General features: G+C 64.9%; 18 protein-coding genes. 2 read left to right on the forward strand and 16 right to left on the reverse strand.

Features of this window, described 5'->3' with window-relative positions; translation table 11 throughout:
- Positions 1–47: 47 nt before the first annotated feature.
- The 3 genes from AC3A4T_RS00545 to AC3A4T_RS00555 form a co-directional block, all read right to left on the reverse strand.
- Positions 48–578, reverse strand: coding sequence for an N-acetylmuramidase family protein (locus AC3A4T_RS00545; protein WP_487673611.1), 531 nt, complete (start codon positions 576–578; stop codon positions 48–50).
- 657 nt (positions 579–1235) lie between these two features.
- Positions 1236–2237: an NADP-dependent oxidoreductase gene (locus AC3A4T_RS00550; protein WP_487674022.1), complete on the reverse strand. Its 1002-nt coding sequence runs from the start codon at positions 2235–2237 to the stop codon at positions 1236–1238.
- 109 nt (positions 2238–2346) lie between these two features.
- Complete coding sequence (locus AC3A4T_RS00555) at positions 2347–3438, reverse strand: alkene reductase (RefSeq protein ID WP_487673612.1); 1092 nt, start codon at positions 3436–3438, stop codon at positions 2347–2349.
- A gap of 184 nt (positions 3439–3622) precedes the next feature.
- Between AC3A4T_RS00555 and AC3A4T_RS00560 the strand changes: the two genes are divergently transcribed.
- On the forward strand, positions 3623–4204 hold the full coding sequence (locus tag AC3A4T_RS00560) for a TetR/AcrR family transcriptional regulator (RefSeq protein WP_487673613.1): 582 nt from the start codon (positions 3623–3625) through the stop codon (positions 4202–4204).
- A 154-nt stretch (positions 4205–4358) separates the two neighbouring features.
- On the opposite strand, the gene AC3A4T_RS00565 is transcribed toward AC3A4T_RS00560, so the two are convergent.
- Both AC3A4T_RS00565 and AC3A4T_RS00570 read right to left on the reverse strand, forming a co-directional pair.
- Positions 4359–5033: a glutathione S-transferase family protein gene (locus tag AC3A4T_RS00565; RefSeq protein WP_487673614.1), complete on the reverse strand. Its 675-nt coding sequence runs from the start codon at positions 5031–5033 to the stop codon at positions 4359–4361.
- Positions 5034–5223: 190 nt separating this feature from the next.
- The gene (locus AC3A4T_RS00570; RefSeq protein WP_487673615.1) at positions 5224–5976 is read right to left on the reverse strand and encodes an SDR family oxidoreductase; all 753 of its coding nucleotides are present in this window, start codon (positions 5974–5976) and stop codon (positions 5224–5226) included.
- Between the two features lie 143 nt (positions 5977–6119).
- Between AC3A4T_RS00570 and AC3A4T_RS00575 the strand changes: the two genes are divergently transcribed.
- Positions 6120–7007, forward strand: coding sequence for a LysR family transcriptional regulator (locus AC3A4T_RS00575; protein WP_487673616.1), 888 nt, complete (start codon positions 6120–6122; stop codon positions 7005–7007).
- A 108-nt stretch (positions 7008–7115) separates the two neighbouring features.
- On the opposite strand, the gene AC3A4T_RS00580 is transcribed toward AC3A4T_RS00575, so the two are convergent.
- The 11 genes from AC3A4T_RS00580 to AC3A4T_RS00630 form a co-directional block, all read right to left on the reverse strand.
- The gene (locus AC3A4T_RS00580) at positions 7116–7343 is read right to left on the reverse strand and encodes a hypothetical protein (RefSeq protein WP_487673617.1); all 228 of its coding nucleotides are present in this window, start codon (positions 7341–7343) and stop codon (positions 7116–7118) included.
- Positions 7344–7449: 106 nt separating this feature from the next.
- Positions 7450–8736, reverse strand: coding sequence for a glutamate-5-semialdehyde dehydrogenase (locus AC3A4T_RS00585; protein ID WP_487673618.1), 1287 nt, complete (start codon positions 8734–8736; stop codon positions 7450–7452).
- Positions 8733–9989 carry a glutamate 5-kinase gene (gene proB, locus AC3A4T_RS00590; protein WP_487673619.1) on the reverse strand — a complete coding sequence of 419 codons (1257 nt, stop codon included), beginning with the start codon at positions 9987–9989 and terminating at the stop codon, positions 8733–8735. Before proB ends, AC3A4T_RS00585 begins: the two co-directional genes overlap by 4 nt.
- Positions 9986–11275 (reverse strand): argininosuccinate lyase, encoded by a 1290-nt coding sequence (gene argH, locus AC3A4T_RS00595; RefSeq protein WP_487673620.1) that lies wholly within the window; start codon positions 11273–11275, stop codon positions 9986–9988. Before argH ends, proB begins: the two co-directional genes overlap by 4 nt.
- A gap of 154 nt (positions 11276–11429) precedes the next feature.
- Positions 11430–12752, reverse strand: coding sequence for a proline--tRNA ligase (gene proS, locus AC3A4T_RS00600; protein ID WP_487673621.1), 1323 nt, complete (start codon positions 12750–12752; stop codon positions 11430–11432).
- 222 nt (positions 12753–12974) lie between these two features.
- Positions 12975–13937, reverse strand: coding sequence for an N-acetyl-gamma-glutamyl-phosphate reductase (gene argC / locus AC3A4T_RS00605; RefSeq protein ID WP_487673622.1), 963 nt, complete (start codon positions 13935–13937; stop codon positions 12975–12977).
- Entirely contained in the window at positions 13930–14553 is a 624-nt protein-coding gene (locus AC3A4T_RS00610; protein ID WP_487673623.1) for a GNAT family N-acetyltransferase, read from the reverse strand. Before AC3A4T_RS00610 ends, argC begins: the two co-directional genes overlap by 8 nt.
- 1 nt (position 14554) lies before the next feature.
- A complete protein-coding gene (locus AC3A4T_RS00615) occupies positions 14555–15883 on the reverse strand; it encodes an acetylglutamate kinase (RefSeq protein ID WP_487673624.1) in 1329 nt (442 codons plus the stop codon).
- Positions 15883–16974, reverse strand: a complete 1092-nt coding sequence (locus tag AC3A4T_RS00620; RefSeq protein ID WP_487673625.1) for an acetylornithine deacetylase — start codon at positions 16972–16974, stop codon at positions 15883–15885. Before AC3A4T_RS00620 ends, AC3A4T_RS00615 begins: the two co-directional genes overlap by 1 nt.
- 145 nt (positions 16975–17119) lie before the next feature.
- Positions 17120–18319 carry an argininosuccinate synthase gene (locus AC3A4T_RS00625; protein WP_487673626.1) on the reverse strand — a complete coding sequence of 400 codons (1200 nt, stop codon included), beginning with the start codon at positions 18317–18319 and terminating at the stop codon, positions 17120–17122.
- A 116-nt stretch (positions 18320–18435) separates the two neighbouring features.
- The gene (locus tag AC3A4T_RS00630) at positions 18436–19437 is read right to left on the reverse strand and encodes an N-acetylornithine carbamoyltransferase (protein ID WP_487673627.1); all 1002 of its coding nucleotides are present in this window, start codon (positions 19435–19437) and stop codon (positions 18436–18438) included.
- Positions 19438–19687: the final 250 nt, after the last annotated feature.

A 19687-nucleotide genomic window follows, 5' to 3' on the forward strand; every position in this document is an offset into this window, starting at 1 on the left:
GGAGACTTCACTGGCATCCCGGCCCAATGGCAACCAGGGCTATTCGGTCATTGGTTCGGGTTGGCGAACCGCGCATAGGCATTCGCGAGCTTGGTGTCATAGCGATTCTTCGCGAAGCCCGGTCCGTTGTACGCCGCCGCGAAGCCTTGCCAATTCCGGCCGCGCAATGCGTTGAGGAATCTCGGACGCGAGATGAAGCGCGCGAACGCGGCCAACTGCGCGTCCGCGCTTTCCCTGTGCGCGGCAACGAAGGCCTCGACATCGTCGAATCCGCATGTGGCGTAGTTGAAGCCCATGATCTGGAACGCGCCCCAACTCGCGGATTCCAGCGCGGCGACGCGATCCAGCGCGATGGCGGCGTCGAGCCGCTTCCATTCGCCCGCCACCGATCCGGAATACTTGCTTCGGTCCCAGCGCGGATAGCTCAGCCCGGGATGGCTGACGCCGAAGCGTCCCTTGGTCCGGCGATGGAATACGTGGCCCTCGAAAAGGATCTTGGGCAGTTGCGAAGGCGAGCGCATGAACCCGCCGCCGGACGACTCGACTTCCGCGACCGCTCTCAGGCTGGCTTCATCCACGCCCAGCGTTTTCGCGATCAGCTTCCACGCCTGCGACGAGATGGCTCGGTTCATGGCGCTCTCCAGCGACCCGGATGGCTATCGACGAAGTGCGCGGCGAAGACAGGCAAACCGTGAGTACGATGGTCGACGCCTGCTGTCGCGCGCACCTTCATTCAACGCCGCAAGGGCTGGCGCGTGAATCGGATCGTGTTCGAGCGCGGCCGGCAGGCGTTCGCGCAATGCCTGCCCACGCTCGGCGAGCGTCGAGCAAGACTGCTGATCGATAGAGCGCGGGACGAACAAGCGCCGCTGGTCGCCGGGTGTCTTCCCCGCTTACGAACCGCCGTAGCGTCACTTGTTCGGCTTCTGCTTGGACCGGTCGCCGGCGTTCGCTTAGGCCGCTGTTCGCTTGAACGCCGCAACCTTGCCGACGTGAATAGGAACGGGGGCGACCGATCGCAAAAGCGCCGAGGTCGACGACATGATCAAGATAAGGCGAAGTGAAGCCAGGCGGCTAGTGGAAACCCGCCGAGCCCACGCCACTGGATGCGCCGGTCGCCAGCGCACGCTTGCCGACGTGGACACCTTTGTATGCACTCACGTCGCTGCGCTGCCGACTGGAACGGCCAGGCAATCCCGAGGCCTGCAAGGCCTGCGCGCCGACATGCATACGAGCTACCTGATTTGCACCAGCACCTTGCCTTTGGCGCGGCCACCGTCTGCGTAGGCCAGAGCTTCGTGGGTATCCTTGAACGGGAATACTCTGTCGACGACCGGGTGGATCACGCCTGATTCTACGAGGCGAGTGATCTCACTCAACTGCGCGCCGTCGGCGCGCATGAAGACGAAGGTGTATTCGACATTCTTCTGCTTGGCCTTCGTGCGGATGCCACGGCTCAACAGGCGCAACACCAGCTTGAGCGGCCAAGCCAGTCCTCGCGCGGCTGCGAACGCCGGGGTGGGCGGCCCGGAGATGGAAATGAGATGGCCGCCGGGCTTGAGGATCTGCAGGGATTTGTTCAGTTCGTCGTTGCCCAGACTGTTCAACACCACGTCGTAGTCACGAAGCACCGTGGCGAAATCCTGCTGCTTGTAATCTATTACGACGTCCGCGCCCAAGGCTTTCACCCAGGCGATGTTGGCCGTGCTGGTGGTCGTGGCGACAAAAGCGCCGAGGTGCTTGGCGAGCTGGATGGCAATGCTGCCGACGCCGCCAGAACCGGCATGAATCAGCACTTTCTGTCCTCTTTTCAGCTTGGCGGTTTCGACCAGCACCTGCCAGGACGTCAGGGCCGCCATGGGAAGCGCGGCGGCCTCGATCATGCTGAGGTTCGTGGGTTTGAGCGCCAGCGACGATGCCTTGATGGCGATGAACTCGGCGAAGCCGCCGATGCGATCATCGTCGGGGCGTGCATAGACTTCGTCGCCCGGCTTGAATCGATCCACGCGCGCGCCAACGCGCACTACCGTGCCGGCGACTTCGTTGCCCAGAATCAGCGGCAAGCGATACGGAAGGATCAGCTTGAACTCGCCGCTGCTGATCTTGGAGTCCAGCGGGTTGACGCCCGCGGCGTGGATCTGGATCAGGACGTCATCGTCCCGCAGATCCGGCTCGGGCATGTCGCCGATGCGGCCGGTTTCTTTCTTGCCGTACCGATCGATGATGAAGGCTTTCATGAGGATGCGCCTGTGGGTGGGTTGTGCGGCCTGGACGAAGTACGGTGGCGTGGCGTCGAACTGGGAAGGCGCCGAGCGAAGCGCCTTCATCGCGGTCTCGCGAGCAGGCTTACTGTGCGCGGGCGTCGGTCAAGGCCGGGTAGTCGATGTAGCCCTCGGCGCCGCCGCCGTACAACGTCGCCGGATTCAAGGCCGCAAGCGGCGCGCCGGTCTTCAAGCGTTCGACCAGATCGGGGTTGCTGATGAAGGCCCGGCCAAACGCGAACAGATCTGCCTTGCCCTCGGCCAGGCGGGCGCTGGCCAGTTCCAGGTCGTAGCCGTTGTTGACCAAGTAAGTGCGCGTGAAGCGACGGCGCAAGCCATCGAAGTCGAACGGCGCCACGTCGCGCGGGCCGCCTGTGGCGCCTTCCACCACATGCAGGTAGACGATGCCCAGCGCATCGAGTTGTTCGACGAGGTAGTCGTACTGCGGTTGCGGGTCGCTGCTGGAAATGGCCCCGGCCGGCGATACCGGCGAGATGCGCACGCCGGTGCGGTCGGCACCGATTTGCTCGACCACCGCGGCGGTGACCTCCAGCAACAAGCGTGCGCGGTTCTCGATGGAGCCGCCGTAGGCATCGGTGCGCTGATTGGCGCCGTCCTTGATGAACTGTTCGAGCAGATAGCCGTTGGCGCCATGAATTTCCACCCCATCGAAACCGGCCGCGATGGCGTTGGCGGCGGCCCGGCGGAAGTCGTCGACGATGCCCGGCAGCTCATAGATTTCCAACGCTCGCGGCTCGGAGACATCGGCGAAAGCGTTGTTGACGAAGGTCTTGGTGTGGGCGCGGATGGCCGAAGGGGCCACCGGCGCGATGCCACCGTGGAGATCGACATGCGAGACGCGGCCGACATGCCACAACTGCGCGAAGATGCGCCCGCCGCGGGCGTGGACGGCATCGGTGACCTTGCGCCAGCCATCGACCTGTTCCTGCGTGTACAGGCCGGGAGTGTCCTGGTAGCCCTGCGCCTGGGCGGAGACCTGCGTCGCCTCGGTGATGATCAGACCGGCCGAGGCGCGCTGAGCGTAATAGGTAGCGGCCAGCGCGCTGGGCACCAGGCCGGCGCCGGCGCGGTTGCGCGTCAGCGGCGCCATCACGATGCGGTTCGCGAGGGTCAACTGGCCGAGTGTGCAGGGCTGGAAAAGCGTCGTGTTGGTCATGTCGTGTCAGAGATGGTGATCGTCGATGAGCCGAGGGAGCGCTCGTTCCCGGCCGCCGTGTTTTGGTAACGGCAATAATGATGACGATCATAATCTTTGAAGTCAATGGTTTGATTATGAACATCATCTATGCTGTAAGATCCCAGGCTTCCGCTGGCAGGCGGGACATCGCGAGAGATCGGCTATGAAGGTCACCAAGGCACAGGCGCAGGCAAATCGGGCGCACATCGTCGAAACCGCGTCGACTCTGTTCAGGGAGCGCGGTTACGACGGCGTGGGCGTCGCGGACCTGATGGCGGCCGCCGGCTTTACCCACGGCGGCTTCTACAAACATTTCGGCTCCAAGACCGACCTGATGGCGGAAGCGGCAAGCTGCGGTCTGGCGCAGTCCGCGGACGCCGCGACGGGCGTCGATCTGGCGGACTTCGTGAAGCACTACCTCTCCCGAGCGCATCGGGACAAGCCGGGCGACGGTTGCACGATGGCTGCGCTATGCGCGGATGCCGCGCGTCAGCCGGAATCGGTCAAGGCGGCCTTCGCCGCCGGGATCGAGCGTCAACTGGCGGGTCCGGCGCACCACGAGGGGCGGCCGGCCGACAACACAAGCGACAAGGTGCGCGCGCGCCGGATCGCCCTGATGGCGCAGGCCATCGGCGCGGTGGTGTTGTCGAGGTCCTGCCCCGACGATGCGCCGCTCGCGGACGAAATCCTGGATGTCTGCCGGGCGCAGATCTTGGCGCAGCTATCGGATAAACGGCTTACCTAGGACAGGCCCTTCCGCGGGCGTCAGGGGTTTACACAGGGAGTACCAGACCGCTACTTCGCCCTGCATAGCCGCTTGCGACCCTGCGCAGACATCGTCTAATGCCCGAACGGCCTATTTGGCGTTGACTGTAGTGCTGCCGCGTAGTGTCGGTGGATCAGGCGATGTGCAAGGAACCGTGCTGGTGAAGGTACTCGCGAAGCCTCGATGCGTAGTCCGCACCGACGGCATGGATCACGCTGGATCGGGCCGCCAGCGCAGATCGCCACGCGTCAATGCGAGGCAGCTTGTCGAAGACGGAGCGGGATATGGCGGGATCGAGCACTGCGAAATACCGGAATACCGGCGCGAAAACGGCATCGACCATGCCGAACACGGCGCCGTCGAAGTACGGACCAGCGCCAAGCTCGATCTCCAGCCGCTCCAGTTTCGTCCTGAGTGCGGCCTGCCTCGTCTCCGCCGTGATGCGATCGGTTGCGTGAAGAAACCGCCAGGCATCAGACAGCGTCGAGCCGGCAAACTCGATCCAGCTCCGCTGGCGAGCACGCGACAGTGCGTCTTGGGGGTACATCGGTGCGCCGCTCTGGGTTTCCTCGAGGTACTCGCAAATCACCATGCTCTCGAAGATGACAACTTCACTGCCATCGGGCTTGCCGACCAATAGCAGCGGAACTTTGCCCGTGGGAGACAGAGCCAGGAACCAGTCGGGCTTGGCCGCCAGGTCCACGTGGATCCGCTCAAACGCGACGCCCTTTTCGAGCAGGACGATGGCTGCGCGCTGCACGAAGGGACAAAGGGGATGGCTGATGAGCTTCAACATGGATTCGGACATGGCGATATGCACCAAAGGGTGATGGCTTGGATGGATCAGATGCGGTCAGCGTCGAGTCGCAGCTCAGACCGCAGGGCTCGCCAAGGCCCGCGTGAGTCGAAACGCCCGCCATTTGCGTCGCTTGGCGCCAGGTTCACAGGCGGCCTGTTCTGGCGGCCTGTTCTGGCCGCCTCCTGTGGGCAGGACGCACTCAGCCGTTGAGCATGCGTCCGCCATCGACGACGATTTCCGCGCCGACGGTCCAATTCGACTCATCACAGGCCAAGTACACCACCGCCTTGGCGACTTCCTCAGGCGTGCCGAAACGCCCAAGCGGAACGCTCGCTGCGATGTCCTGATCGAGCTGCGCGCGGTAGGCATCGGGGACGCCGAGTTTGTCGTAGAGCGGCGTCTGGACCGGGCCGGGACTGACGGCATTGATGCGGATGCCACGTCCCAACAGCTCGCTTGAGAGCGTCCTGGCCATGCTAAGAAACGCGGCCTTGGTCGCGGCGTAGACGGAGGACTGGGCGGCGCCCACATGGGCGCTGACGGAGGTGTTGAGCACGACCGAGGCAGGCGTCGAGAAGACCGGCAGCAGTGACTGCATGAGGAAGAACGGTCCCTTGACGTTGATGTCAAAGGACGCCTGGAACGCCTGCTCGCTCCATTGTTCGATCGGCGCCCAGACCGCGACCCCCGCATTCAAGAACGCGACGTCCAGTTGGCCGAAATGGGCCTGTACGGCCTGGGCCAGTTCTTGCTGTGCGGCGACGCTGCGGGAGTCGGCCCGCAGTACCAGAACGTCGCTCCCGAGGGTCGCCTTCGCCTGGGTGATCGAGTCCGGATTCACTCCGGTGACGATGACGCGTGCGCCTTCGGCCAAGAATTGCTTGGCGGTTTCCAGGCCGATGCCGCTGGTGCCGCCGGTGATGAGAGTGCGTTTGCCTGCAAGACGGGACATGGGGATGCTCCTTGGGGTCCGGGATGAGGCCCGCCAGAGTGGCGGACCTTCGTTGGCGGAAAGCATGCACCCATGCTTCAATCGTCATAAGACCCGGTTATCGCATAGCATTTATGCGAATGGCGCATAGCTCGGAGGAGTAGATGGATCGGTTTGTGCTTATGACCTGCTTCGCGCGCGCGGTCGAAACCGGCAGCTTCTCTGCTGCGGCCCGCGACATCGGCATTGGGCAGCCCAACGTCAGTCGCTATGTGGCTGCACTGGAAGATCATCTCCAGACACGCTTGCTCAATCGCTCCACGCGCAAGCTCGTGTTGACCCCCGAAGGTGAGCGCTACTACGCGGAGGTCCGTCGCATACTCGACGCGGTCTCCGAATCGGAGATGTCGCTACGGGAAAACGTCATGCCGTCGGGGCTGCTGCGGGTGGCATGTCCGACGGCGCTGTCCCACATGTACGTCATGCCGTTGGTGCCCGGTTTCCTGCAGCGGTATCCCGATCTGGAGCTCGATCTTCAGATCAGCGACCGCTTCGTCAATTTGCTGGACGAAGGCGCGGAGCTGGCCATCCGCATCGGGCATCTGGACAGCAGCTCACTGCGCGCGCGACGTATCGGGTCTTTCAAGCGCGCATGCGTGGCCAGCACGGGCTACCTGGAAAAGCGAGGGACACCGCAGGTGCCGTCTGACCTGAAACATCATGACTGCGTCATCTACACCTTGCTTGCATCAGGGGCTACATGGCGCTTCAAGGATGAGGAGATTCCGGTCTCGGGCCGAATTCGCGTCAACTCACCCGAGGCATCACGCGAGTCGGTCCGCGCGGGTCTTGGCATAGGCCAAGGCCCAGCCTGGCTATTCGAAGACGGGCTCAGGTCTGGTGATCTCCAGATCATTCTTGATGAGTTCTCCGCTCCGCCGGTGCCCATGCAGATCGTGTACGCAGCCAACCGGTTGATCTCGAAGAGAGCCATTGTCTTCATGGACTTCATTACCGAAGAGTTCGCGAAGATCCCTCAGCTCAATACCTAGTCCTTTGCGGGTGGCGCCGGCGGGGCCTGTGCGATCGAGTGTCTGGATGTCTGCTTATGGCTGAAAGCGGACTTGCCCGCCATCCGCGAAGAATGCCGGCGACGACGGTTATCGACATCCCACCGTGCCGACTGTTCCGGCAAAAAACTCGTAGCGGGACTTTGACCGCTCAGTCCGGTGCGTGCGCAGCAACTCGGCGTACTTGGCGATGCTCTGGTCGATCTGATCGATGGCGACATCGGTCGATTCGGCTTCCAGTGCGCCGATCGCCGCGGCGATGACGGCAGCCGTATCCATGAAGTGGTTTGTGGCGAGCACGCCCAGCGCGTCTTCCACGGCCTGCTGTCGACCTCGGGGGCGACGCCTTCTCACCGCAGCAAACCCGCCTGCGTTCGCGCGAACGACGGCGGGAACACCGCGATTGGAAACCGCTCGCCGCGGGTCAATCGCGACCGGTCAACGACTCCGCATGCCGCACCTGCCCTTCCCCGCGCACGACGAAGCGCTCGATGGTCAGCGATTCCACGCCCATCGGGCCGTAGGCGTGCAGACGCGTGGTCGAGATGCCGATCTCGGCGCCGAGGCCGAGCTGGCCGCCGTCGTTGAAGCGCGATGAAGCATTGACCATCACCGCCGAACTGCGGGTGCGACGCACGAAACTTTCGGCGGTTTCGGCATCGGCGGTGGCGATCACTTCGGTGTGGTCGGAACCGAAACGGGCGATATGCGCCAGCGCTTGCTCCATATCGTCGACCACGCGCACGGCGATGATCAGGTCCAGGTACTCGGCGGCGTAATCGGCTTCGTCGGCCGCGCCGATAGCAGCGGACGCCGTGCCTGCGAGCGCGCGCGTGCGCTCACAACCGCGCACCTCGACACCGCGCGCGGTCAGCGCCGCCAATGCGCGCGGCAGAAACGTTTCAGCGATATCGCGATGCACCAGCAGCGTTTCCAGCGCGTTGCACACGCCCGGGCGCGAGGCCTTGCCGTCGACCAGCAGATTCAAGGCCAGTTCGGGGTCGGCGGCGCGGTCCACATACAGATGGCACACGCCCTTGTAATGCTTGATCACCGGCACCCGCGCATGCTCGGCGACGAAACGGATCAGGCTTTCGCCGCCGCGCGGGATCGCCAGGTCGATCAAGTCGGACAGCTGCAGTAGTTCCAGCACATGCTCGCGCGCGGTGTCTTCGATCAGCGACACGGCCGCTTCGGGCAAGTCGTGTTCGCGCAGGGCCGCATGCAGGCAAGCGGCGATCGCGGCGTTGCTGGCGCGCGCCTCCGAACCGCCGCGCAGCAACACCGCGTTGCCGGCCTTGAGGCACAGCGCCGCAGCGTCGGCGGTGACGTTGGGGCGGGCTTCGTAGATCATCGCGATCAGGCCCAGCGGCACACGCTGGCGTTCGATCACCAGGCCATTCGGCCGTTGCTCGCGACGGGTCACTTCGCCGAGCGGATCGGGCTGCGCGGCGACTTCGCGCAGGGCGTTGGCGATCGCGCTCAGCCGCGCCGGATCGAGCTTGAGCCGATCTAGCATCGCGTCGCTGAGATTCGACTCGACACCGCGGCGCAGGTCCTCGGCATTGGCCGCTAGCACGCGTTCGCTTGAGGCATCGAGCTGCGCGGCCATCGCCTCGATCAGGCGGCGGCGCGTCGCGCCGTCCACCGACGCCAGCACGGCCGAGGCGGCGCGCGCGCGTTCCGCCAACGCTCGTACGTAGCCGCTCATTGCGATAACTCCTGTGACGGTGCGATCCGCGCATCCGATGCGTCGTCGTCGAAGGGTTGAGTCGGTCCGGGCGAAGCCGCCGCCGTGTCGCCGCGCTCGAGCAGCACCAGATCGTCGCGATGGACCAGCGATTCGCCGTAGCGGAATCCGATCAGCGCCTCGATATCGCGGCTGTGCCGGCCCTTGAGCCGGCCGACCTCGACCGAGTTGTATTGCACCAGACCGCGCGCCAGCACCGCGCTGCCCTCGCTCGCCGCGCGCAGTTCAACCACGTCGCCACGGCGAAATTCGCCTTCGACCGCGACCACACCGCCGGGCAGCAGCGAGGCGCCGCGCTCGTGCAGCGCGGCGACCGCGCCCGCGTCGATGCGCAGACAACCATTGGCCGGCGCATGCCGGAGCCACTGCTTGCGCGCGCGCAGACGATCGGTGCGCGCAGCGACCAGGGTGCCGTGCAAACGGCCTTCACTGAGCGCGGCCACCACCTGCGCATCGCGGCCGCAGAACAAGGCGGTGGCGACGCCGGCGGTCGCGGCTTTCGCCGCGGCTTCGAGCTTGGTGCGCATGCCGCCGGTGCCGAGCGTACCGGCGCCGCCGCTGGCGGCGAGCAGCAATTCGGGCGTGACCGCGGCGACTTGCGAAATCGGCCGCGCGTTCGGATCACGCTGCGGGTGGCCGCTGTAGAGGCCGCCGATGTCGGTCGCGATCAGCAGCAGATCGGCATCGACCAACGACGCCACCGCGGCAGCAAGATTGTCGTTGTCGCCGAGCTTGAGCTCATCGACCGCGACGGTGTCGTTTTCGTTGATGACCGGCAGCGCGCCCAATCGCAACAGTTCGCGCAGCGAGGCGCGTGCATTGAGATAACGGCGGCGATTGCGCAGATCGTCGTGGGTCAGCAGCACCTGCGCGACCGGTACCGGCGACAAGCCCTGCCAGAACGCGATCAGCGAAGCCTGACCGAGCGACGCCAGCGCCTGCCGCAACACGATGCCGTTGCCGCCGGCTTCGATGCGGCTGCGACCGGCCGCGACCGCGCCGGACGACACCAGCACCACTTCACGCTGCTGCGCGCGCGCATCGGCGATGAAGCGCGCCAGCCCGGCGGCATAACGCGGGTCCAGGCCGCCGCCGCTTTGATCGGCGAATCCAGCCAGCAGACTGCTGCCGACCTTGAGCACGGCGCGGCGCCATGCGGGCAAAGCTTGCGCCGGAAAATCCTCTGCCGCGGCATGCGTATCAGCGTCCGTCATGTCAGGTCCTGCAGTCGTCGTTGCAACTCGTCCAGACGCAGATCCGCGGCCGCGCCGGGCGACACGCGCGCGGCCAGACTGGCTTCGGGATCGCCCTGCGCCCAGCGCGCCGGATCGGCGGCCTGCTTGTAGGCGTCGCGGAACGGCAGGCCCTGACGCGCGAGATCGACGGCGAGATCGGTCGAGTACATCGACGGATCGAGCGCGGCGCGCAGTTTTTCCGGCTTCCATTCCAGATTGCGCAGCAGGTCCGGCAGCAGTTCCAGCGCGCCCAGGCCGCGGCCGAAGGCGTGGAAGATCGCGCCCTTGGAGAATTGCAGGTCGCGGTGATAGCCCGACGGCAGCGACAGCAGATGCTCGATCTCGCTGCGGCCGGCGGCAATGCTGGCGTAACTGGCGCGCATCAATTCGATCACGTCGGGGTTGCGCTTGTTCGGCATGATCGAACTGCCGGTGGTGTACTCGGCCGGCAAGGCGACGAAGCCGAATTCGGCGCTGGTGAACAGGCTCAGGTCCCAGGCCAGCCGGCGCAGGTCGAGCACCGCGGTCGACAGCGCGTCGATCGCGCCGAGTTCGAACTTGCCGCGCGACAACTGCGCGTACGCCGCCGACACTTGCATGCGGCCAAAGCCGAGCGCGGCGGTGGTGTGATCGCGCGCCAGCGGCAGGTTGACGCCGTAACCGGCGGCGCTGCCGAGCGGATTGGCATCGACCCAGTCCAGGGTCTGGCGCGCGCGCACGGCGTTGTCGATGAAGCCTTCGGCCCAGGCCGCCCACCACATGCCGGCGCTGGACACGACCGCGCGCTGCAGATGGGTGTAACCCGGCAGCGGCAACGCGCGCTCGGCGTCGGCGCGTGCGAGCGCGACTTCGGCGGTCTCGCGGCACAGCGCGTACAGCTTCGCCAGACGATCCTTCAGCCACAGGCGCGTGGCGACCAGGATCTGGTCGTTGCGGCTGCGACCGGTGTGGATCTTGCGACCGGCATCGCCCAGGCGTTCGATCAAGCGGCCTTCGATCGCCGAGTGGCCGTCTTCGAAGCGCTCATCGAGGACGAAGCGGCCGGCGGTGAAGTCGTCGGCTAACACGTCCAGTTCGCGCGACAGGCCATCAAGCTCTTCGCTGGTCAGAATGCCGATCTGCTGCAGACCCTGCGCATGCGCGCGGCTGGCCTGGATATCGAACACGAAGAACTCGCGGTCGAGGATCACATCCTCGCCGGCGAGAAAATTCTGGATGCGCGCGTCGACCTTGACGCCGGGTTTTTGCCAAAGCAGATCGGACATGGGGGCGGGCTCGGAGGAGAAGGAAATAGTTCAGAGGAGTGAGGAGTGAGTAAGAGCGGTCGCTTCCGTTTGGCCTTTACTCACTCCTCACTTCTCTGCACTCGTTTATAGACTTATTACTCACTCCTCACTCCTCTGCACTCGTTTTTACGCCTTAAGGCGCAAGGACACGAGCCAACGCATCGGCCGGCGACAGCTCCAGGCGTTCGCCGCTCGCGCGGCGCTTGAGTTCGACCACGCCGCGGCTCAGGCCGCGCTTGCCGACCACGATCTGCCACGGCAGGCCGATCAGGTCCATGCGCGCGAACTTGACCCCGGCGCGTTCGTCGGTGTCGTCGTGCAATGCGTCGAGGCCTCGGGCTTGCAATTCGGTTTGCAGGTCGATGCAGACCTTGTCGATCTCGGCGTCGAGTGGATCGAGGTTGACGATGCCCACGTTGAACGGCGCCACCGCGTCGGGCCAGACGATGCCGGCCTCGTCATGGCTGGCTTCGATGATCGCGCCGAGCAGGCGCGACAGGCCGATGCCGTAGGAGCCGCCGTGGATCGGCCGTTCCTCGCCTTCGGGCGTGGTCACCAGCGCCTTCATCGGCGCGGAGTACTTGGTGCCGAAGTAGAACACCTGGCCGACTTCGATGCCGCGGGTCTGCATGCGTTGCTCGGCCGGCACTTCGCGTTCGAAACGCTCGAAGTCGTGGACGTCTTCGGTGGCGGCGTACGGCGTGGTCCATTGCCGCACGATGGGGCTCAGATCGCCGTCGTAATCGGTGTCGGCGGCGGGAATCGGCAGGTCGAGCACGGCGCGGTCGCAATACACCGCCGATTCGCCGGTCTGGGCCAGCACCAGGAACTCGTGCGACAGATCGCCGCCGATCGGGCCGGTCTCGGCGCGCATCGGGATCGCGCGGATGCCCATGCGCGCGAAGGTGCGCAGGTAGGCGACGAACATGCGCTGGTAAGAGCGGCGCGCGGCGGCTTCGTCCAGGTCGAAGGAGTACGCGTCCTTCATCAGGAACTCGCGGCCGCGCATCACCCCGAAACGCGGACGCTGCTCGTCGCGGAACTTCCACTGCACGTGGTAGAGATTCATCGGCAGCGCGCGGTACGACTTGACGTTGTTGCGGAAGATCGCGGTGATCATGTCCTCGTTGGTCGGCCCGTACAGCAGTTCGCGCTCGTGCCGGTCCTTGATCCGCAGCATCTCCGGGCCGTAGGCGTCGTAACGGCCGCTTTCGCGCCACAGGTCGGCCAACTGCAGGGTCGGCATCAGCAGTTCGAGCGCGCCGGCGCGGTTCATCTCGTCGCGCACGATCGCCTCGATCTTGCGCAGCACGCGCAGACCGGCCGGCAGCCAGGAATAGATGCCGGCGGCTTCCTGGCGGATCAGCCCGGCGCGCAGCATCAGGCGATGCGAGGCGATCTGCGCGTCGGCGGGGTTTTCCTTGAGAGTCGGCAACAGATACCGCGACAGACGCATGACTTTCCTCGATTTTCGATTTACCTGCGCACTACCCATTCGCCGCGTAGCAGTTCCCCCCTTTGTAAAAGGGGGGTTAGGGGGGATTCGCTTTTGCTTTTGCTGGTCCACAAAGCAACAGCAAAAGCGAATCCCCCACGTCCGCTTCGCGGCCGTTCGCCCCCTTTTCCAAAGGGGGCAAAAGCAACGGCAACAGTCCGATAGAGCAACAGAAAAAATCACTCAAGCCGGATCGATCTCGATCCCGGCCAGCTCATCGAACCCGAACGCCACATTCAAATTCTGCAACGCCTGCGTCGCCGCGCCCTTGAGCAGATTGTCCAGGGTCGACACCACCACCACCCGGCGCCCGTCTTCCGACATCGTGAAGCCGCCGATATCGACATGGTGCTTGCCGGCGATTCTGCTGACCCACGGCGCTTCGTCCAGCACCCGCACCATCGGTTCGCCGTCGTAATGACGGTGATAGTGCTCGACCAGCTCCTCACGATCGAAACGCCGCGACAGATGCAGGTTGGAGGTGATGGTCAGCCCACGGAAATGCGCAGCCACATGCGGCATGAATTCGACCGGATGACCGAGGTGGCGAGTGACTTCGCGCTCGTGCATATGCCCGGTCAGCGCATACGGCATCAGATTGTCGCGCAGTTTTTCGGGATCGTTCTTGTCCGACGGGCTGGTGCCCGCGCCCGAATAACCCGACACGCCGAAGCATTGCACCGGGCCTTCGAGCACGTTGAGCAGCGGCGCGATCGCCAGCTGCATCGCGCTGGCGTAGCAGCCCGGATTGCTGATCCTGCGCTGGCCGTGATAACCGGCGCGGGTCAGTTCCGGCAGGCCGTAGTACCAGTGATCGTCGAAGCGATAGTCCGCTGACAGATCGATCAGCACCGGATCGGCGCCGGCCGCATCGAACGCAGCCACGCAATCGGCGGCCTTGCCGTTGGGCAACGCCAACACCACCGCGTCCGCGCCCAAACCCGGCAGTTCCTCGTGGCTCGGCGAGCTGTAGCGAAGATCGGGATTCTTGGCCGCGTACTGCGGAATGTGATCGGCCAGCTTCTGACCGGCCAGTTCGCGCGAGGACACGAACGCCAGCTCGAACCGCGGATGCGCGGCGATCAGGCGGATCAGGTCGGCGCCGACGTGTCCGCGCGCGCCTACGATGCCTATGCTCTCAGCCATCTTGTCCGGCTCCATGCTGTTGCAGCTTGTAGTGAAGATTACGCTTTACCGCCGGCCATTCGCCATCGATGATCGAAAACGCGACGGTGTCGCGTGGACTGCCGTCGGCATGGCGGCGATGGTTGCGGATGATGCCTTCCTGCTTGGCGCCAAGGCGCGCGATCGCCGCGCGCGAGGCCAGATTGAACCAACTGGTTTCGAAGCCGACGCTGATGCAGCTCAATTGTTCGAACGCATGGCTCAGCAACAGCAACTTGGCCTGGGTATTGAGGCCGGTGCGTTGAACCCGCGGCGCATAGAAGGTGTAGCCGATCTGCACGCGCGGAACGCTCGCATCCATGTCGTAATAACGGGTGCTGCCGACCACCTCGCCGTGCGCGTCGAGCACCGCGAACGCCCAGGCCACGCCGCGGGCCTGCATCGCCAGCGCCGATTCGACATACGCGTCCACGCCGTCGGCATCGGGCGCGTTGGTGTACCACAGCCGCGCGAGCGCGCCATCGGCCACCGCGGCGCGCAGGCCGCCGGCGTGGGCGCGCGTCAACGGTTCCAGCGCGACGTGTTCACCGCTCAACCGAGGTTGTGCGTTCCAGGCGCTGCTGCCCTGCTCGCTCATCTCAGTCCTCCAGGGTCGGCGCGCGGCGGCTGGAATAGTCGACGCAGGCGGCGATCTCGTCGAAACCGTCCATGCCGTACCAGAACACCTTCCACTTCTCCTGCTTGAGGCAACCATCGGATTCGGAGTAATAGAACGGATTGACCGAATTGCCGTGGCGCGAACGCCAGAATACGCTCGGGTTCTGCTCGCGCATCACCTGCCACACTGCGCGCCCCAGGCCTTCGCCCTGGGCATCGTCGAGCACCGCGAACTTGTCCAGGTACGTGCGGCCTTCGGCTTCGATCAGGATCACCGCCGCGCGATAGTTCTCGCTGACGTAGGCCTGCTTGAGCGTGGTGCGCTCGAAGTAGTCGTCGACCAGCTTGCGGCCGAACGCCGATTCGATCAGCGAACGCAGCCGCACCAGGTCCAGTTGATCCCAACGTTGCGCCTGCAATACGCGTTCACCGCGCCGCACCAAAGTGCCCGAGCCCTTGTGGGTGAACAGTTCCTTGGCCAGCTCGGCCGGCTTGGTGATCGACACCGACGAGGTCAGCGGCAACTTGTCGAGCAAATCCTTGATCTGCTCGATCTTGACCCGCATGCCGCCGTTGATCCACGGCTGCTCGATCAGGTGCTCGTACTCGGTCGACAGGTTGATCGAATCGATCACCTTGCCGTTGTCGTCGAGCAGGCCGCCGGTGCCTGTCAGGAACACGATCTTGTACGGCTGCAACACCTGCACCAGTTCGTTGGCGGCGAAGTCGGCGTTGACGTTGAGGATCTGCCCGCCCGCGGTTTCGCCGAGGCTGGCGATCACCGGGATCGAACCGGCCTGCAGGCTGGCTTCGATCGGCGCGAGGTTGACCTTCTTGACCTCGCCGACCAGACCGTAGGTGTCGCGGTCCAGATAATCGGCTTCGAACACGCCGGAGATGATCGAGGTCGCGCGGCCGTCGCCGGACTGCAGCGCTTCGACCAGCTTGAGGTTCTGCGACTGGAACACCCGACGCACGATCGCCAGCGCCTCGGGCGAGGTCACGCGCAGGCCGTTGACGGTCTGCTTGACGATGCCGGCGGCCGACAATTCCTCGTCGAGCTGCGGGCCGGCGCCGTGGATCACGATCGGGGTCAGGCCCACGTCCTGCAGGAACGCCAGCGACGAGGTCAGCGCGGCCAGATCGTCGCGCAATACCGCGCCGCCGACCTTGACCACCGCGAAGCGCTTGGAATCGAGTTGGGAAAAGCGCTTGAGGTACTGCGAAATCTCCTTGGCGCTGGCCATGCTCGACAGCAGCCGCACGATGGTCTGGCGCGTTTGCAGATGATTGTCCATCGAAACGCTCATTACCCGTTGCTCCCCATGATGCGCGCGACACTGTCGGCGTAGCGCTGCAGTTGTTCCAGTGCGACCCATTCGTCGGCGGTGTGCGCTTGCGCGATGTCGCCGGGGCCGTACACGATCGCGGTCAAGCCGCCAGCCGAGAACAGCGAGGCCTCGGTCCAGAAATCCACGGCGTTGCCGATCGGCAGGTCCAGCGCGTCGGCCAGATCGCGCGCTTCCAGGCGACGATGCTCGGCGTCGGCGACGTTCCCGGCCGGCAACGACAGGCCGCGGAAGGTTTCTTCGTAACGCTCGATCACTCCGGCCTCGCTGAGCGTTCCGAACAGTTCATGCAGCGCATCGATCGACTGCGACGGCAGCGGACGGAAACCGAAACGCACCTCGGCGCTGGACGCGATCATGTTCGCCTTGATCCCGCCTTCGACCCGGCCGATGTTGAAACGCAGCCCAGTCAGGCCGCCGAAACGCTGGTGCGACTGCGACTCGACGTAGTCCAAGGCCTTGCCGCCCCAGCGCATCGCCTGATGCAGCGCGCTGGCCTGCATCGCGTTCGCGCCGGAGGCATGGCCGGCTACGCCGCGAAAACGCAACTGCACCGAGCTGATGCCGCGATGCGCGAGCACCGCCTCGCACATCGTCGGCTCGGCGACGATGGCTTCGAGAAAACCGTGCTCGGTGGCGAGAAAACCGTCGATGCAGCGCGCATCGTTGGCTTCTTCGTCGGTGCTGAACAAGAACGCGGCATCGCCGCTGGTCACCGCGGCGGCGGCCAACAGTCCGGCCGCGGCGCCCTTGATGTCGCAGGCGCCCAGGCCGATCGCGCGATCGTCGGTGACGCGCAGCGTGTGCGGGTCGGCGCTCCAGGCTTCCGAGGATGGCACGGTGTCCAGATGCACGTTGAACAAGCGGCGCGGGTTGCCGCGCACGGCGAGCATCGACACCGCGCCGGCGCCGTGATCGGTCACTTCGATGCGGAAACCGTCGAGCTGGCTGCGCAGGTAATCGAAGATACCGCCGGTGCCGATCTCGCGCGGCGGGTTGCGGGTGTCGTAGGACACCAGGGCCTGCAGGTGGTTGAGGACGTCGGGGAGCATGGGGGCTGGTGCCAGGAGAGAGGGAGGAAGGGGAGGAACGAGTACAGAGGAGTGAGTAAGAGCGGGAGCGCGGAGAGGTTGGGGACGCGAGCTGTTGACTAACTCACTCCTCACTCCTCTCCACTCACTCCTTAGCTCTTAGCTCTCAGCTTTTCCGATTGATCTCCGCCCACAACGTGCTGCTCATTCCGAACAGCTTGATGAAGCCCTCGGCCTCTTCCACGCCCCAGTCCGCCGCCTGCGCGTAGGTCGCGCCCTTGGCGTTGAGGATGTGCGGCGAGCTGATCGCGACCGCGTTGACCACGCCGCCATGGGTTTCCAGCACCACTTCGCCGTTGACGGTGGACTGTGAACTGGCCAGGAAGGCTTCCAGGTCGGTCTTGAGCGGATCGTGGAAGAAGCCTTCGTACACCAGCTCCACCCACTTGCGCGCGACCTCGGGCTTGAAGCGGTTCTGGTGCTTGCTCAGCACCGCTTCTTCCAGCGCGCGGTGCGCAGTCAGCAATGCGAACAGGCCCGGCGCTTCATAGATGATGCGGCCCTTCAGACCGATGGTGGTGTCGCCGGTGTACAGGCCGCGGCCCACGCCATACTGCGCGAACAGGCCGTTGAGCTTGGCCAACATCGTGTGTCCTTCGATCTTTTCGCCATCGAGCGCGACCGCTTCGCCGTTCTCGAACGCGATCGTGACCTTGAGCGCTTCGCTCGGCCACTGCGCGCGCGGCTTGCACCAGCCCACCGCGCCCTCGCCCGGCGCCTGCCAACGATCGATCTCGCCGCCGGACATGGTCAGGCCGAGCAGGTTCTCGTTGATGGTGTAGGCCTTTTGCTTGGCGCGCACGCCGAAGCCGCGTTCTTCCAGGTACTTCTGCTCGTACGCGCGGACTTCGGTGTGTTCTTTCTGGATTTCGCGGATCGGCGCGACGATGTCGTAGTCGCCCAGCGCCTTGACCGCCAGGTCGAACCGCACCTGATCGTTGCCCATGCCGGTGCAGCCGTGCGCGATCACCTTGCAGCCCAGCTCGTCGGCGCGCTTGAGCGCGGCCTCGACGATCAGGTAACGGTCCGACACCAGCAGCGGGTACTGGCCTTGATAGCCCTCGCCGGCCCAGACGAAGGGCTTGACGAAGCCCGACCAGATCGCCGGACCGCCATCGACGGTGACGTGGCTGGCGACGCCGAGTTCGGCCGCGCGCTGTTCGATGAAGTCGCGTTCTTCCGCGTCGACGCCGCCGGTGTCGGCGAACACGGTATGCACGGCCCAGCCGCGCTCTTGCAGGTAAGGCACGCAGAAGCTGGTGTCGAGGCCGCCGGAGAAGGCTAGGACGATATTGCGCTCGGTCATGGGGGATTCCGGGGAGAAATGAGTGGAGAGGAGTGAGGAATGAGTAAGAGCTGGACGATGGAGAGGTTGGAGAGGCGCTGTTGCTTTACTCACTCCTCACTCCTCTCCACTCGTTCCTAGATCAAGGCAGCCATGATCGCCTTCTGCACATGCAGCCGGTTCTCGGCCTCGTCGATGGCGATGCACTGCGGCGAGTCCATCACGCCGTCGGTGGCCTTGACGTTGCGGCGCAGCGGCAGGCAGTGGCTGAAGACGCCGTTGTTGGTCAGCGCCATCTTGGCTTCGTCGACGATGAAGTGCTGGTACTGATCGCGGATCGGCTTTTCCGGGCCCCAGTTGCCGAAATACGGCAACGCGCCCCAGCTCTTGGCGTAGACCACGTCGGCGCCGGCGTAGGCGCTTTCGATATCGTGGCTGACCTTGAGCGAACCGCCGCTCTCGGCGACGTTCTGCTCGGCCCAGCCCATGTAGCGTTCATCGAGGATGTACTCGGGCGTCGGGCACAGCAGGGTCACGTCCATGCCCATGCGCGTGGCGATGGTCAGCGCCGAATTGGCGACCGCGGTGTTGAGCGGCTTGGGGTGGTAGGTCCAGGTCAGCACGTACTTCTTGCCGCGCAGGTCGCTGGTGCCGAAGTGCTCCTGCAGGGCCAGCGCATGCGCCAGTTCCTGGCAGGGATGGGTGATGGTCTCCATGTTGATGACCGGCACCGGCGAGTACTTGGCGAAGCTGGCGAGCACCTTGTCCTGGCGGTCGTTGGCCCAGTCGACGAACTTCGGGAACGCGCGCACGCCGATCAGATCGACGTAGCGGCCCAGCACCTTGGCCACTTCGGCGATGTGCTCCTCGGTGTCGCCGTCCATCACTGTGCCGAGCTCGAACTCGATCGGCCACGCGTCCTTGCCCGGCTGCAACACCACCGCATGCCCGCCGAGCTGGAACGCGCCCAGTTCGAAACTGGTGCGAGTGCGCATCGACGGGTTGAAGAACACCAGCGCGATCGACTTGCCTTTCAACTGATCGCCGAGCTTGTTGCGCTTGAACGCGGCGGCCTGCGCCAGCAGCGCGTCGAGGTCGGCGCGCGACCAGTCTTGGGTGTTGAGGAAGTGTTTGGGCATGTCCGGGATTCGAGATTGGGGATTAGGGATACGCAACAGCGTTGGAACGCGAGGGTGGGAAGCGCGATGGACGATCAGGAGTCGTAGTGCTGCTTTACGAATCTCGAATCCCCAATCCCGAATCCCGGCGGTAAAAACAAAAAAGCCCAGCGCTAGGCTGGGCTTTTCGTGTGTGCGGCTTGTTACACGAACGACGGCGCGCGCCGTCACCCAGCGGATTGGCAGGGCAACGGTCGACGAGCACGCGAGG

This window comes from Lysobacter sp. Soil_N_51, from assembly GCF_057655755.1.